Below are 15897 nucleotides of genomic sequence, written 5' to 3'. Positions count from 1 at the left end.
AGCTGAAGTTATCAATTCGATACGTATTCGCCGTTTTCTGCGCTGCCCATCCCCTTGGCCGCAACACTGTTATTACCCACATCAGCCTGCTTGCCGTCCAGGCTGAATTTTTTCGGGGTGTCCTGATCCTGGCCGTACTCAAAGGTTACTTCGCCCTCCAGACGCTCGATGGTCAGGTTGCTTGCGCTTTTAAAACTGACGTAAGGCAGCGGCACACCCAAGGACTCGTCCTTGGCTGCGGTTCGGAACACCGAGATGCTTTTGATGCGCAAATTGTTTCGGTCCCCCAGGAGGGTCTTCAGGTCGGTGTCGCTGAGCGTCCCGTCCAACGCGCCGTCTTCGATGCGTTTTTTGATGTCGTCCTTGACCTCCAGTTTGATCTCGGCGCGGGTCGTACCTTTGGTGCTCTGGAGCGCCTGAAGTAACGGTTTAAGCTGCCGATCGTTATTCATAAACCCATTGATTATTTCGGCGTTGCCGGGATTGGCGTCCTTATGCAATAAACGCTTGAGCAGCGAGGCCTTGTCGATACGTTGCACATCGTTGTGTTTGACGACCATGTCCATCGTCGACATCAGGCTCGACTTCTTGTTGTAGGCAGTGTTTTGCCGGTCGAGCTGCTCAAGACTGGTGAGCGCGGCATATTGCGCATCGTTGCTGCCCGGTTTTTGAGCGAGGTATCTGTCCTTGAGGGAAGCCAGGCGCTGTGCTGGATCTTTTCCTTCTGTTTTGCTTTTGCTCATGTCCGGAAATGCTTTTTCCAGCGACCCCTCCAGCGTTTTCAGATCGCTGGCAATCAGCGGCAGTGCGGATTTAAAGCGAACGTCATAGGTTTTGCCGGTCTTTCGGTCAAACGACAAGCTGGCGGTGACACCCATAGGCGCGCCGCCGGCAAGGAACAGATTGTCCGGGCGGGAAGTGAACAGCGTGCTGAACAGCCGCGCGTAGCCCGCTACCGAGCCTTTCTCCAGTACGCGAACGCGGTTACTGCTGCGAATATCGGTCCTCAGGCCATCGTTACCATGGCCAGTGACGCGTTCCTTTTCTGCGCTGAGCAGGGCTGCGTTGGCGAGCAACCCCACGCCGAAGCGCATAAACCCCGTGACCGGCGCCGCGTCCGTCTGGCCTTTGTTGGTGCGCGACTCAATGTTGGCGTTGAGTTCGAGGTCGAAATTGTGTTTTTCGCCGGTGCGCACTTCTTGCTCGACACCCCTGTTCATCAATGCCATCGGGGTGATGGTCGGATTTGCGGCCGCCGCAGTGGCCGTGGGCGTCTTGCTGCTATGCACTGGCGTATCCATGAGGTCCGCCATGAAGGCGTCTAGCTCATCGTCACGGATGTAGAAACTCAGCGCCGTGTTATCGGAGTATTTGTACTTCCCGTCCAGACTACCGCCGAGCCAACTGCTGTTTGACTGGATGTTCTGATGGCTGTCACCGGGAGTGGTGCTGGTGTCAGAAAATCCCCCACCAAAGCCGAAACTCGCGGTGCCCGTCGCTGCACCCTCTTTGTTCATGGAGACTTTGAGGCCTCGGTCGAAACGGGTGAACGTCATGCCATAAGTGCGCTCTGGGTCGATGCTGCCACGAAAACCGACAAATGCTTCTCCCGCTGGGCCGGTGATGCCGCCCGTTATCCCGCCGCCATAGTTGCGGTTGATCTTCAGGCTTTCTCGTGGCTCAAGATCCCGAAGCGCATGTGTGAGATTGGCAGTTAGTTGCGCGGGAGGCGTTTGCAGCCCATCCAGCAGGTTGCGTTTTACCGGATGGTTTCCCTTGCGCACGTATTTAAGCAGGCTTTTGGTGGCGTCATAACTGGCTTCCAGCGCGGTGTAGTTGCGAAATCCAGCGTCGGTAAAGCCCTTGATCGGGTTGGCGTTGTACTGAGTGTTATGCATTTCAGCCAGGTTTTCGGCGATCGCACCTGCTGTTGCCGGTAAGCGAACCAGTGAGTTAGCGCTATGGCTGATGTCGGTAAAAACTCTGGCGTTGAGCGCCAGACGCGCCTTGACCAACTGGACGTCGTCACCCTTTTTGCGTGAGCTGCTCGCCGCGGCGGGGGCCCGGCCAGGAATGGCGAAACCATGAACGGCCAACTTGCTCAGTAAGGCATTAAGCGGTTGCTCTTCAGTCAATCCGGCATGACGCATCGTGCTGGAAAGCTCCTGCAAAACGTCATGTTGCGGCCGCTTTCCTGCTTTGAAGTTGGGGTTGAGATCGCCATTGCTTAGCAAGGCACCTTGATCTTCGGCCAGTGAGCGTAGGGTTTTGTAGGTGTCGTCGATAACCGTCTGATTAAACCAGTTGTGCAGCTCGGCTAGCTCGTTAACTTCTTCCGAATGTAAATTCGTCAGTGCGGGGCTGGCGAGACGCGCCGCCACAGACACGGGTACTGACGCGGGCTCTGCTCTCACCATATTTGCCAGGTTGTGCAGGTCGGTCAATGCTGTTGCTTCGCTTTGGTAGACCGACTTCAGCCCTTCACGTCCACTCCAGGCGTGCTTGATCGTGTCGACAGGCTTGGTGAATATGCCGGTTGACGCCAAATGCGATGTCACGGCATTTCGCAGAATCGAATTGGGGGCATACACCTTCGGCTTAAACGTTTCGAGGTTGCCTCGGCCCAGCACATTGAAGGCGGTGTTGAATCGCCCTCGGGTAAAGTCCGGGGCTCGGGCGGCTATCTGGTCAAAGTGTTCATGGGGTACCCGAGTTGACGGTGGCTTGGCCGCAGCGGGTGACCAGATGGCATTATTCAGTTCGAACGGCTCGCCATCGACGATGGCCGACAATTTCCCATCATGGGTCGGGCGAAGGTCTTCAATGTGTTTGCCATGGAAGTCGGGGTTATCCGGCAGGGCATGCCACTGTCTGTCGTTCTTTATTATTTTTGACCTCGAGTCTTCACCGCTCATCCTGAGGATTTTTTGATCCCGTAGAACATAAAAATCCTTACCGCCTGTGCTGACTGCGTCGATAGCCCCCGTGCCGGGAGGGCTTGGCAATTGCGCCCGCTCACCGTTTTGATCATGCAAGTGCAATACGCCCTCACTCAGCGTCATGTAGTTTTGATCGTTTTGAACCGCGACTTTTTCGATCGTCTTCCCATCAGGCAGTTTGGCGCCACGCATCACCGTGCCCTTGGCCTCAACACCCCGTCCAGGTAGCGTTAAATCCAGCCCTTTTTCGAACTCATGGGCGGTGGCTTTTGGGGCTACATTGAGTTGTTTCAGGACGCCGTCTTTGTCGACCAGATAAGCGAAGCCGTCCTGACCTGTCTGCACATGCTTGATGCCCTTCTCGCTGCTCTTTTTCCACTTTCCGGTTCGAGCATCCTCCGTCAGCAGGTCGTTACCGACCCTGGCGATGGTGCCGCGGGGCAACGGAATTTGTTCATGTGCCTTGGGTGCCAGCGCTGGTAAGCCCTGTTGCCGGTCCATTACTAAGGCCTGGCTCAGGTTCCATCCGGGCTTGAACTCATTTGTGTGGTCGTCGAATGAAGCGCTGTGCTCCGTACCGAGCTGATCCTTGACCTTGGCAAACAGGTTGTCGTTCTCGTCGGTAAACAGGTCGCTGTAGGTGTGATTACCCAACGCTCCTTGCAGCGCGTTAGAGGGTTGCTTATCCAGCAGTTGAAGGGTACCGCCGAAATCCATGGTCTTTTCCGATACGAGGCCCTGGAACGCTTCGGCGCCGAAAGCATCCGTGAAGTCGCTATCAACGTGCTGACCCTCAGCGAGATCCTCCGTAAGCTGTGCCTGCAATAGCTTTCCGGAGGCGCTGGTGATGAACAGCGTGTTGTCCCTGATCGCCAAGGATGCAGGGGTATTTCCTGCGAGACCGTTAGGCAGTTTTGCACCCATGTCCAGTAACCTGAAGCCGTGAACTGCTTTTCCGTAGGCGTGTTCGCCCGCATCCAGTCGCTCAAGGTAGAAGGCTTTTTTACCCTGCGTGAGGCCGACCAGGTTCCCGTCTGGGGATCGAACCAGCGCCGTTACTTTGTGGGTAAACGGCAGTGGCGTCTTGAGGTCTTTCAGGGAAAAAACCTTACCGTCGTTGTCCATGCCAAACACATCACCCGCGCCGGTGCTGTGCAGGCTTTTCAGCGCGGGAGCGTCGGCCTGCGCTTGCCACGCGTCACCGTGCAGCGCGTAAAGTTTATTGTCATGAATCCGCCAGGCTTGATCGCCGGGACCTTTGTGGACGCCTGTGACTTGTGCCAGATGAGCGTCACCGGGGCGCGGTCCGGGATCAAGCCTTGGGCTGTTTTCGGTACTTTTGAAAACGCTGACCGCCAGTTTGCTGGCCTGGGCATGGACCTGCCGATTCTGTGAGTCTGTCAGTAAGTAAGCGGGTTTCTCGGGTGTGCCCACGACGTCCATGCTTTGGTAATGTTCGCCCGATTTTTTAAGCACCGAGCCCAGCAGGTTTTCGGCGTGAGACGTTTGCTCGTCTCGACCCATCGTCAACTGGCCATCGACCAGCTGCATGTTCAGACGGTTGGCAGCCGGCGGTGCGAGGGGCGCCATTTCTAAAGGGGCGGCAGTATTGGCGGATCGGCGTTTAAAGACGTTTTTGACTTGTTTGGCAACAAAGGCAGACGTGTTGCTGAGCCCCCAGCGACGCACGGATTGGCTTCCCGCTGGAGCTTGAGGACGTACACCGAGCTGTTGCTGCGCAATAGCTGGGCCGGTGTTTGACGCACCGAGGGTAGCAGGACCTGCGATGGCCCCCGTAGCCATATTTGACGCAATGTGGGAAGCCATGCCGACGTCGTCCATGCTGATGATTTATAAGGACTAAGTGGCACGACAGACTGATCGGGTTCCAGCTCGTTGTGTGAACCTTTGGTTACACAGCACTCCTCAAGACTTGCGGTTTAAATACTTGCTGCTCCGTTGGAATCATAGGTTTTCGGGTCATGCTCATGACGACGACTGCTCCCGTAACCAATAGTGCTCCGGCAATACCAAAAGCCCAGTTGTAGCTACCCGTGGCGTCGATCACGTAGCCAGTAACGACGGGAGCAAGCATGCCGAACACATTTCCTCCAACAACCACGAATGCCATCGCTCTGCCCACATCACCAGAACTCGGGAGAAGGTCGTTGAGGAGTGAGAAATTCAACGAAGTGGTTGATGCAATACCAGCCAGGGTTAGCGAAAAAATGACAACCAGGGCTGTGACGTCTTCGGTAAAAGGGATCAACAAAATACAACTGGCTGCCAGCATGGTCAGGGCGATGACGTTGCGACGTTTGCCCGTAGATGTGCCACTGCCGTTTTTTAAATATTGATCGCTCATTTTTCCGATAACAATGCACAGCACAACGGCGACAGCGTAGGGGATAGCTGTAAACAATCCGCTTTTAGCAATAGTCAGATGACGCACTTCCTGTAAGTAGCTTGGTAGCCACGTCAGAAACAGATACTGCGTGTAGACGTTGCAGCCTTGAGTCAGCGCAATCCCCCAGAGGGTCGGGGTTTTGAGCAGGCGCTTGAGACCGTAGGCCAGAGGGGTGTCGCCGTGGCTACTCTCCGTGGTGCGATTTTGCACAATGTGTTCACGTTCAGCGATTGGCAGCCAAGACACCTTCTCCGGCTTATCGTAAAAAATAAACCAAACGACTAGCCATACGAAACCTATACCGCCGGCGATGACAAAAGAGGTTCGCCAGCCGAACAGTGTGACGAGGGAAGCCAGAACAACTGAGCAGATTGCAGGACCGGCATACGAGCCGCTGTTAGAGATGGCAGTGATGGTGCCGCGCTCGGCGCTGGGAATCCATTCGCGAATGACTTTGGCACTCACCGGATTGCTCACGGATTCGCCAGCACCCATTACAAGTCGGGCGGCCAGCAAACCGGCGAAGCTCGAAGCGGCTCCGGTGAGGGCAGTGGCCAGCGACCATATGAAAATACCCAAACCTCCCACACGTTTGACGCCATACCGATCAATTAACAGGCCTACAGGGATCAGGAACAGCGCGTAGCTCCAAATGAAGGATGAGAACAGGTAGCCCATACCAACGGAGGTCAGGTGAAATTCCTCAGCGATGGGTTTTGCAGCGATTGAGAGCGCGATTCGATCCATGTAATTAATCATGGCGAGCGAAAAAAGGAAGAGGGCTATCCAGCCTCGGCGGTATGACATGGTTCACCATTTTTATGATTGTAGTGGGGTGTACGCCCCGATAGTCGCTGAGCAGGCGTTATCAGAGTTGCGGTCTAAAATTGATCTTTATATAGATATAAGTCAATCATAAATTTTTACAGACGTGATTTTACGACGACGTGTGTGGTTGCACGCGACGCATAGGGAGAGGAGTTGGAGAAAAATCAACGTGCAGTGGGGAGCCACACGTCAGTATCGAAGGGTCAAATCAATCAAACAGGGCTGGGTCCACCTTGTGCCGCCGAGCCTGCTCCAAATGCCTTCGCATTTGATCCGCAGCCGCTAGACGATCGCCACGCTCCAGGCATTCAATAATCGCCAAGTGTTCCTCTGCCTGCCCCTTGCGAGGCGCACGGGAGCTTGCTTGGCGGTATTCGACCAGCCTTCGCAATTGGTCAAGTCGTCGTACAGTTTGCTGCAGGAACCGGTTGCCGGAACACGCTGCCAGCGTTTCGTGAAATTGCGAATTAGCCTCGAATAGCTCCTGCGGGGTCATAGTCAGATACCCACCGTTCGCAATGAATTCTTGTTGGCTACGGCAAGCGTTTAGTGTTTCACGGTCAATCTGAAAAGTAGGTGACAACAGGCCTGAAGGCTCGATAGTTGCCCGGAAAGAATAGCTCTCTTCATAGGCCTCCACCGAGTCGATCATTGGCAGAAGGCTCCAGCCCTGGCCCGCACGTTGTTCAATCCATCCTTCCTGTTGGATCCGCGAGAGTACGCCCCGCAGTGCCGCCCTCGAGACGTCAAAGCGCCGCATGAACTCGATCTCGGTGAAAAACTCCGGCAATTGCCTGCTTAGTCGCTGTTCAGCAAACTTCAAATAAAGAGGGTCGTCGCTCTTGCCCATAACTTCTGAACCAAGGTCGCCGAGTTCGTCGCTGGGGCGGGCCAAAAAGAAGCCCCGATTTCGATCGTGGGTCAACATGCCTCGTTCTACCAGATGACCTAGAGCAAATTTCACGGGTGTTCGAGACACGCTGAGCGCAGACGCCAGCTGCGATTCGGCCAGGTGATGACCCACGTCGAATCGCTCACGACGTACATACGCCACGATGTCACGCGCGATACGGGCCTGTAGAGGACTTAGAGACATTAAATGTGCAAACCAAAAGAGCTGAGCCGGGACTGCCATTCTAGCGTGTCGTTGAGTCAAGCGGCATAGCGCAGTCGAGCCGCACACTCTGCCGGTTGTAGTGGGTTGGCAAGCGACCCTGATCATCACATCCGATAGAGCAGCCGCAAAGACGGTAGGGCTGGCTCAGGAGAAATGAATGGTCGAGCCTAATTGACCTATATCGTTGTAAAGTGCAATATCGCCTCACAAGAACATTGCTCCTACCGTCTGTGAGGATTACCCATGCCTGAATCAAAAGGTCGAACCGTATCCGCCAACGGCGTCGATTACCGCGTCAGCGATATTCGCGGCGTCGTGACGGATCTCGGCAGTGATTACGCCAAGCTTCCATACAGCTTGCGGATCCTCGCTGAAAACGTCTTGCGCGGAGAGTCGGATCCTGAAGCTGCGCTAAAGGTGATCTGCGCGCGCTCCAAGGAGTTCGATATTCCATTCCGCCCGGCCCGTGTGGTGTTGCAGGATTTATTGGGAACCCCTGCGCTGGTCGACCTGGCAGGTCTGAGAGATGCGGTGGCTGAAAAAGGGGGGAATCCTCGACTGGTCAACCCAGTCACTCCAACCCATTTGGTGGTTGACCACTCTTTGAATGTCGAGCGGTGGGGCGATGCCAGTGCGCTGGCAGACAACGAAGCTATCGAGCGTGAGCGCAACGCTGAGCGTTTTCAGTTTTTGGACTGGTGCAACAAAGCATTCAGCAACCTGTCGATTATTCCTTCCGGCAAAGGCATCCTTCACCAGATCAACCTCGAACGCCTGACCACCGTTATTGGTACCAAGCATGTAGGGAATAATGTGTGGGCATTCCCGGATACATTGGTCGGCACCGACAGCCACACGACCATGATCAACGCCATTGGGGTGCTCGGGTGGGGAGTGGGCGGCATTGAGGCGGAAGCTGCGATGCTCGGGAAATCCTTGATGCTGCGCGTGCCGGAAATTGTCGGCGTCCGTCTGGGAGGAACCCTGCCTCAAGGTTATCTAGCCACCGACATAGCCCTAGCGTTGACGGAGTTACTGCGCAAGGCTGGAGTGATTGGCTCGGTTCTCGAATTTTTCGGCCCTGGCGTTCTACAGCTATCGCTGGCAGATCGTGGGACGTTGTCGAACATGGCGCCTGAGTTCGGTGCGACTGCCGCGATGTTCGCCATTGACGATCGCACCTTGCACTACCTGCGCATGACCGGCCGTGGTGGTCCAATTGCCGGTCTGACTGAGGCATACGCACGTACCCAGGGCTTGTGGCATGACAGCCTTGAACAGGCTGAATACGACCGAGTTGTCATCTTCGATCTAGGTTCGGTTGCTCGTTCGATTGCAGGTCCAAAACAACCGCACCAGCGTATCGTTCTGGGGCACAAAGCAGCGGCGACCCAGTTGCCTACCAGCTTGGATAACGGATCGGTCGTCTTGGCCGCCATTACCAGTTGCACGAATACGTCTAACCCGCGCGGGGTTATCGCTGCGGGTCTTGTCGCTAGAAACGCACGCAATAGAGGTTTGAAGAGAGCACCTTGGGTCAAGACATCCTTTGCCCCCGGTTCGAGGGTGGTAACGGATTATCTGGAGCGCTCCGGCCTCAATGAGGATCTGGATGCACTGGGTTTTAACTTGGTGGGCTATGGCTGCACCACCTGCAATGGCATGTCAGGCCCCCTGTTAAGTACCGAAATCGAAGACGAAATCCGCGCCCGCAAACTGGACACCGTCGCTGCGACTTCAGGTAACCGGAACTTCGAAGGCCGCGTTCATCCTTTGGCGCGTGAAGTTTTCATCATGTCGCCTCCTTTGATTGTCGCCTACGCGATTGCCGGTACTTACCTGATTGATCCTGAAAAAGATGCACTCGGCACTGACACCAACGGCGTTCCTGTCTATCTGCATGAACTTTGGCCAAGTGATGAAGAGTTGACGCGCATCGAGCTCGAGAATCTGACTGCAGATCTGTTCGACAAAGCATACGAAGATGTTCCACGTGAAGCCGGGCTGATCGCCAGTGATCTACGGGCAGGCGTCAGTGACCAGTACGCATGGCAGGCGGACAGTACTTACATTCGCAAACCTCCTTACTGGAGCCCTGAGCTGACGGCCATCGACACGCTTAAAGATTTGAGCAAGATGCGCGTCTTGGCCATGCTTTCCGACAATATCACCACCGACCACATCTCACCTTCAGGGGCGATTTTGCCCGAGAGTGATGCAGGCCAGTACCTGCAATCCCAAGGCATTGCTGTTCCCGATTTCAACTCCTACGGGACTCGTCGTGGCAACCATGAAGCGGCCCAGCGAGCCACCTTCGCCAGCCCACGCTTGAAGAACGAGTTGTTGGAAGACGGTCGCGAGGGCCCATGGACGTTGCTGCTGCCGGAACGTGAGGTCATTACTATTTTTCAGGCTGCTGAAATCTACGCTGCGCGAAATCAGCCCTTGATCGTTGTTGCTGGTAAAGAGTACGGCAGCGGTTCATCGCGGGACTGGGCGGCAAAAGGCCCGCGTCTGCTGGGTGTTCGGGTCGTAGTCGCTGAGAGTTTTGAACGCATCCACCGGACCAATCTAGCGGGTTTGGGCATCCTGCCGCTGCAGTTCGAGGCAGGGGTTTCACGTCAAAGCCTGGGCCTTACCGGACGTGAGTTGTTCAGCATTACAGGCATTGAGGATGACTTCGCTCCCGGAGAAAAAATCACTCTCGTGATCGAGCATGAGGACGGTGAAACCGAAAATGTCACTGTCATCAGTCGTCTCGATACGTTCGAGGATGTCCGCTATTTCCGCAGTGGCGGGCTACTGCCACAACTCTTGATCGAAAGCATGAAGAACGCAAACGTTCGTTGACCGACGCTGCCGTGTCGGGGGAGATTTCAAAATGACTCAAAGACGTATTCCTGCCGTTTACATGCGTGGCGGATCCAGTAAAGGCGTGTTTTTTCTAGACGAGCATTTGCCGCCAGCGGGTGCTGAGCGAGACAAGATTCTTTTGCGTGTGATCGGCAGTCCCGATCCCTATGGCAAACAGATGGATGGCATGGGCGGCGCGACGTCTAGTACCAGCAAAGTAGTCATCATCGGTAAGTCGAGCCGTGAAGATTGCGACGTGGACTATCTGTTCGGTGCTCCTGCCATCGAGACCGCAGTAATTGACTGGTCTGGCAATTGCGGCAACTTGAGTTCAGCGGTCGGTCCTTACGCCATTTCCGAAGGGCTGGTTGACGTTCCACGTAATGGCATCGCCATCGTGCGTATTTGGCAGGCCAATATTCAGAAACGCATCATTGCTCACGTGCCAATGCGCAATGGTGAAGTGCAGGAGGAGGGTGGCTTCGTATTGGATGGCGTGGCGTTTCCTGCCGCCGAAGTGATTCTTGAGTTTCTGAAGCCGGGCGGTTCGGACGGCAGTATTCTGCCAACCGGCAATGCGCTCGATGAACTTGATATTCCGGGTGTAGGCAAGCTGTTCGTAACCCTACTCAATGCAGGCAATCCAACGATTTTTGTCGATGCCTATCAAGTCGGGTTGAAAGGAACTGAAACCCAAGAGCAGATCAATGGCGACAGTGCGTTTCTCGCCCGCATGGAGACAGTCCGCGCTCACTGCACAGTTGCCATGGGGCTTGCCGATAGTACAGAAGAGGCCACACGGCTTCGTCCACATACTCCAAAACTGTGTTTTGTCGCCAAGCCGCAAGCCTATCAAGCAGCCGGTGGCAAAAACGTCGAGCCAGGCGACATCGATGTAATCGCACGTATTCTTTCAATGGGTAAGTTGCACCACGCCATTACCGGTACCGGGGCGGTCGCCGTCGCGGTGGCTGCTGCGCTTGACGGTACGCTGGTCAACCGAATCGTCGGTGATTTGGGCGATCGCCAAGTCCGAATGGGGCATACCGCAGGTAGTGTGGCTGTCGGTGCGAAAACCGTTCTGGTGGATGGAGTCTGGAGCGTTGAAAAAGCGGTCATGAGCCGCAGCGCTCGTCGGCTCATGGAAGGCTGGGTTCGCATTCCCGAGGCACTGTGATTTTACGTGCAAGTAATGTCGGGTCCGTCCCACATTATTTCGCTCTTAACAATAAAAACAACACGAGTTATTCGCTATGAACAATGACGATTCCCTGCGTCACGGCATGCCTCGCCGTCGATTTGTCCAGCTGTCAGCCCTTGCGGCAGGTGGCGTGATTTCGGGTGCCCTTTTTACGGGGGCTGCACGTGCAACTGCAATGAGTGATGACTACAAAATGACGAAAAAACAGCCCGCTCTAACCCCTCGTTTTGCTTATGTTGGATCGCGAACTACCAAAGAGCGCGGCGCACGCGGTGTGGGTATCACCGTCTATAGTTATCAGCCTGAAACCGGCGCTTGCACGTTGACGCAAACCCTTGATGATTTGGTGAATCCATCGTTTCTGACGTTCGATCATCAGCAGCGCCATATGTACTGTGTCCACGGTGACCAAAGCGAAGTCTCCTCGTTTTCCGTTGATGCACTCACCGGAAAACTCACCAAGCTAAACACTGTTTCCACTCAGGGAAAAAATCCTGTTCATTTGACGGTTGACCCAACCAACAAATACTTAGCGGTCGCGAACTACGCGACTGGTAGCTTTGCGCTGATTTTCATCCAGCAGGACGGTAGCCTTGGGGCGTTGACTCATGTTGAGGAGCTGCCGGGAGAGCCAGGTCCTCATAAAGTCGAACAAGTCAGCTCACATCCCCACATGATCCCTTTCGACCCGTCGGGGCGGTTTCTGGTTGTTCCAGACAAGGGGCTCGACAGAATCTTTGTTTATCGCGTACAGAACAATAATGCGTCGTTAGCGGCTACTCAGGTGAGCATGGTGCGCACCCGAGAGGGTGCCGGGCCGCGTCACATCGTTTTTTCATTAAATGCAAAGTACGGTTATGTCGTGAATGAGCTAAATAGCAGTATTACGGCCTACGGCTTTGACGCGAAGAAGGGGGTATTAACCCCAGCACAGACTCTTCCGACACTGCCAGCTGAATTCACTGGTGACAGCCGCGCGGCGGCAATTGTAATGGCACCGTCGGGTAGGCATGTGTTCGTGTCCAATCGTGGGCATGACAGCATTGCAACCTATACCCTGGAGCAAAACGGCTTGCTCAAGGCTAACGGTCACACGGACTCGCAAGGCCGTAAGCCGCGCTTCATGAACATGACGCCTGATGGACAACGTCTATTCGTCGCCAACGAAGAAACCGACACAATCGTGGCCTTCGACGTTGACCCGCATTCAGGAGGACTTACAGCTAGCGGCCAGTCGATTAAGACAGGCAGCCCGGTGTGCATGATTTTCAAGACTGTCTAAAGATGGCGAAAAGGAGCAAATAGCGATGTCAGTCGATGTTTCGAGAGTACTGCTTGAATTGGCGCCCACTGGTGAGTTGCGCGTGGCAATTAATCTGGGTAATCCAGTGCTGGCACAACGAAATGACGTCAGTGGTGAACTGACGGGGGTTTCTGTCGCGTTGGCTCAGGCGTTGGCGGTGGAACTCGGGGTAACCGAAAAATTAACGACCTATGACGCCGCGGGTAAGGTCTTCGCGGTGCTGGATGACGACCTCTGGGATTTGGCTTTCCTTGCGATAGAGCCGGCCAGGGCGCAAAAAATTGCATTTTCTACGCCTTACGTAATCATTGATGGGACCTATCTGGTCCGAGAGGATAGTCGCTGGTGGACGACATCCGATCTTGATGAACCCGGAACTCGAATTGCTGTAGGGCAAGGCGCGGCCTACGACCTGTTTCTGTCGAGAACACTAAATCACGCCACCTTGGTGCGGGCAGCCACGTCGTCAGGCGCGGTAGCTGTTTTCCTCGATCAGAAGTTAGATGCAGTTGCTGGCGTGCGCCAACCGTTGGAGCAGTTTGCCAAGTCGCAGCAGGGGCTGCGCGTGTTGGTAGACAGTTTTACTGAGATACGTCAGGCCATGGCAGTGCCCAAACATCGGAGTCTAGCGGCTCAATACATTCAAGACTTCATTGAGCGGCAGGTATGCAATGGGTTTGTTGCGCAAGCTTTGATTCGCAGCGGACAACCTGACGCGCAGGTTGCATCGCCAAGGAGGTTGGACTGATTTTACCCTGTCTACTTTTGATACAACCACACCGCATTCGACGTGGTTTTCGATGTGGCTCTCAAGGGCGTTGCAGGCAGACCGCTAACTACTCGTCTTTTTTCATCAACCCAGCCAACGCGGCGAACGGATTATGAGTCGCCTTGGCAATTTTCGGACTGCTAGTGGAACCTTCCGAAAAATACTGCTGATCGGTATAGCGTGAGTGCTCATTGTCATGGCAATACAGGCACAGCAGCTCCCAGTTAGAGCCGTCCTGTGCATTGTTGTCATGGTTATGATCGCGGTGGTGCACGGTCAATTCACTCAGGCGTTTGCCGGCGAATTCCCGGGCGCAGCGGCCGCAGACATGGGGGTACATCTTCAGTGCCTTGTCGCGGTAACCCATCTCACGGTCACGCTGGGCGTCGGCCAGGATGCGGTCCAGTTTGGCGGTGTGAGAGGGTGGGTTTGCCGTGCTCATGGTGTCACCTGTTCAGTGTGCACATGCGTGCATGTTCAGTAATGGTCACAAGTCTAGCGCTTTGACGGGTGATCGGTCTTCGAGATTTATAATCCCGTAACACCGCGACAGATAAAATCGCCGCGAGTGCAAATAAGAGAGATTCGTACTCGCAATGTGGTTGTTTGATGGAGAGGAATACTAATAAAAGCTCATATTTGAGGGGTTTTTAGCTTTTGTCTCCGCGCGATTGTGGCAAGCTACTTCATTGAGTCGGCTTGGCTCACGTAGCCGGTAGAGGGCGCCATGCAAACACTTATGATCAACGGGTCGTCACATGACGTGGACGTTCCCGAGGAAATGCCACTGTTGTGGGTTTTGCGCGATGTGCTAGGAATGACGGGCACCAAGTACGGTTGCGGAATCGCCCAATGCGGCGTTTGTACAGTACACCTTGACGGTGTAGCCGTGCGCTCTTGTGTGTTGCCGGTCAGCGGTGCGGTGGGTCATGCAGTGACTACCATCGAGGGCGTCGAGCTGATACCAGTCGGCCAGGAAGTGCAGAAAGCCTGGCTCGAACACGAAGTGGTTCAGTGCGGTTATTGCCAGTCCGGGCAGATCATGTCGGCGGTGGCGTTATTGCAAGCCAATCCTCACGCCAACGACGAACAGATTGTCACCGCCATGGCGGGCAACCTTTGCCGTTGCGCGACCTATACGCGAATTCTCGCCGCCGTCAAAAGCGTCAGCCAAGCCTGAGGGATCGATCATGTCCAATGTAAATCGACCTGCGTCGACGGTTTCGCGTCGTGGCTTACTTAAAGGTGGTGCGCTATCGCTGGGTGGGCTGGTTATCAGCACTTGGCTGCCGCCGTTGATGGCGCGCAGTGCTGCGGCTCAAACCACCGATATTGCACGCTTGGGTGACAACGCCGGCAAAGGCTATGGCGCCTTCGTACGCGTCGGTCACGATGGCCGGGTGACCGTTATTTCGCCAAAAATTGAAATGGGTCAGGGCATCCATACTGGCATTTCAATGATGGTGGCCGAAGAGCTGGAGGTTGGTCTGGACAAGATCAACCTTGAAGAAGCTCCACCCGATTCCTCGCTGTACACCGACACAATCTTGCAGTTTCAAGCCACCGGCGGTTCTTCCTCCACCCGGTATACCTGGGAGCCGCTGCGTCGGGCGGGTGCCAGTGCACGTATTTTGCTGGTGCAAGCTGCCGCGATTCGCTGGAAGGTCGCGCCGAGTCTGTGCCATGCCGAGAACGGTCGGGTCATCGGTCCGAAGGGGCAAACCGCTGATTACGGCGACTTGGTCGACGCTGCTGCGAAGCTGCCGTTACCGCAGAATGTGCAGCTCAAGGCCGTTGCCGACTTTAAGCTATTGGGCTCTGCTGCTCAGCGTATCGATACGCCAGACAAGGTCAATGGCAAGGCGCTGTTCACCATCGACTTGAAAATACCGGGCATGTCGATCGCTTCCACTCTGACCTGTCCGGTATTCGGCGGCACCCTGCGTAGCGTTGACGACAGCGCTGCGCGCAAGGTCCCAGGCGTGCGCGATGTGATTCGTCTGAGTAATGCGGTCGCCGTAATCGCCAGCAACTTTTGGGCCTGTCAACAAGGGCTCAAGGCGTTGGTGATTGAATGGGACATGGGCGAAAACGCGAAATTCGATTCCGCCCAATTGGACAAACTATTGCTCGACGCCAGTTCTCGGGACGGCGTAATCGCCAAGCGTACTGGCGATATTGAAACCACGCTGAAGGCTGCTGCCCATCACTTCGACGCGGTGTACGAACAACCCTTCTTGTCCCACTCGCCGCTGGAACCGATGACCTGCGTCGCCCATGTGCGGGCCGATGCTTGCGAACTGTGGGTCGGTTGTCAGGCGCCGACTTTTGCTCAGGCCGGAGCTGCCAAAGTCTGCGGTATGCCGCCGGAAAAAGTAGTTATCCACAACCAATTGATCGGCGGCGCGTTTGGCCGTCGGCTAGAGTCGGACTTCATTTTTCAGGCCGTCGATATTGCGCGCCAGGTGAGCTACCCGATC

The 15897-nt window shown here is 55.2% G+C and carries 10 protein-coding genes; 6 read left to right on the top strand and 4 right to left on the bottom strand.

What is annotated here, in order from left to right; all coding sequences use genetic code 11:
- Positions 1–11: 11 nt before the first annotated feature.
- The 3 genes from M0974_RS26395 to M0974_RS26385 form a co-directional block, all read right to left on the bottom strand.
- Positions 12–4766: an AvrE-family type 3 secretion system effector gene (locus M0974_RS26395; RefSeq protein WP_297844054.1), complete on the bottom strand. Its 4755-nt coding sequence runs from the start codon at positions 4764–4766 to the stop codon at positions 12–14.
- An 85-nt stretch (positions 4767–4851) separates the two neighbouring features.
- Positions 4852–6153, bottom strand: a complete 1302-nt coding sequence (locus tag M0974_RS26390) for an MFS transporter (RefSeq protein WP_297844051.1) — start codon at positions 6151–6153, stop codon at positions 4852–4854.
- Positions 6154–6382: 229 nt separating this feature from the next.
- Entirely contained in the window at positions 6383–7270 is an 888-nt protein-coding gene (locus tag M0974_RS26385) for a GntR family transcriptional regulator (protein WP_297844095.1), read from the bottom strand.
- Positions 7271–7534: 264 nt separating this feature from the next.
- Between M0974_RS26385 and acnA the strand changes: the two genes are divergently transcribed.
- The 4 genes from acnA (at position 7535) to M0974_RS26365 (ending at position 13396) form a co-directional block, all read left to right on the top strand.
- Positions 7535–10141, top strand: a complete 2607-nt coding sequence (gene acnA, locus M0974_RS26380; protein WP_297844049.1) for an aconitate hydratase AcnA — start codon at positions 7535–7537, stop codon at positions 10139–10141.
- Between the two features lie 31 nt (positions 10142–10172).
- On the top strand, positions 10173–11321 hold the full coding sequence (gene prpF / locus M0974_RS26375) for a 2-methylaconitate cis-trans isomerase PrpF (RefSeq protein ID WP_297844046.1): 1149 nt from the start codon (positions 10173–10175) through the stop codon (positions 11319–11321).
- A gap of 76 nt (positions 11322–11397) precedes the next feature.
- Positions 11398–12627, top strand: a complete 1230-nt coding sequence (locus tag M0974_RS26370; protein ID WP_297844043.1) for a lactonase family protein — start codon at positions 11398–11400, stop codon at positions 12625–12627.
- A gap of 25 nt (positions 12628–12652) precedes the next feature.
- Positions 12653–13396, top strand: coding sequence for an ABC transporter substrate-binding protein (locus M0974_RS26365; protein WP_297844040.1), 744 nt, complete (start codon positions 12653–12655; stop codon positions 13394–13396).
- A gap of 88 nt (positions 13397–13484) precedes the next feature.
- On the opposite strand, the gene M0974_RS26360 is transcribed toward M0974_RS26365, so the two are convergent.
- Positions 13485–13859: a YajD family HNH nuclease gene (locus M0974_RS26360; protein ID WP_297844036.1), complete on the bottom strand. Its 375-nt coding sequence runs from the start codon at positions 13857–13859 to the stop codon at positions 13485–13487.
- Positions 13860–14144: 285 nt separating this feature from the next.
- On the opposite strand from M0974_RS26360, the gene M0974_RS26355 reads away from it, so the two are divergent.
- Together M0974_RS26355 and M0974_RS26350 are read left to right on the top strand one after the other, a co-directional pair.
- Positions 14145–14597 carry a (2Fe-2S)-binding protein gene (locus M0974_RS26355; RefSeq protein WP_297844033.1) on the top strand — a complete coding sequence of 151 codons (453 nt, stop codon included), beginning with the start codon at positions 14145–14147 and terminating at the stop codon, positions 14595–14597.
- A gap of 10 nt (positions 14598–14607) precedes the next feature.
- The coding region (locus M0974_RS26350; RefSeq protein ID WP_297844030.1) for a molybdopterin cofactor-binding domain-containing protein at positions 14608–15897 on the top strand (1290 nt) is incomplete at its 3' end.

Origin of the sequence: Pseudomonas sp., assembly GCF_026224925.1 — a bacterium.
Lineage (GTDB): Bacteria > Pseudomonadota > Gammaproteobacteria > Pseudomonadales > Pseudomonadaceae > Aquipseudomonas.
The sequence above is the reverse complement of the archived record's forward strand: the minus strand, read 5'-3'. Positions and strand labels throughout refer to the sequence as shown.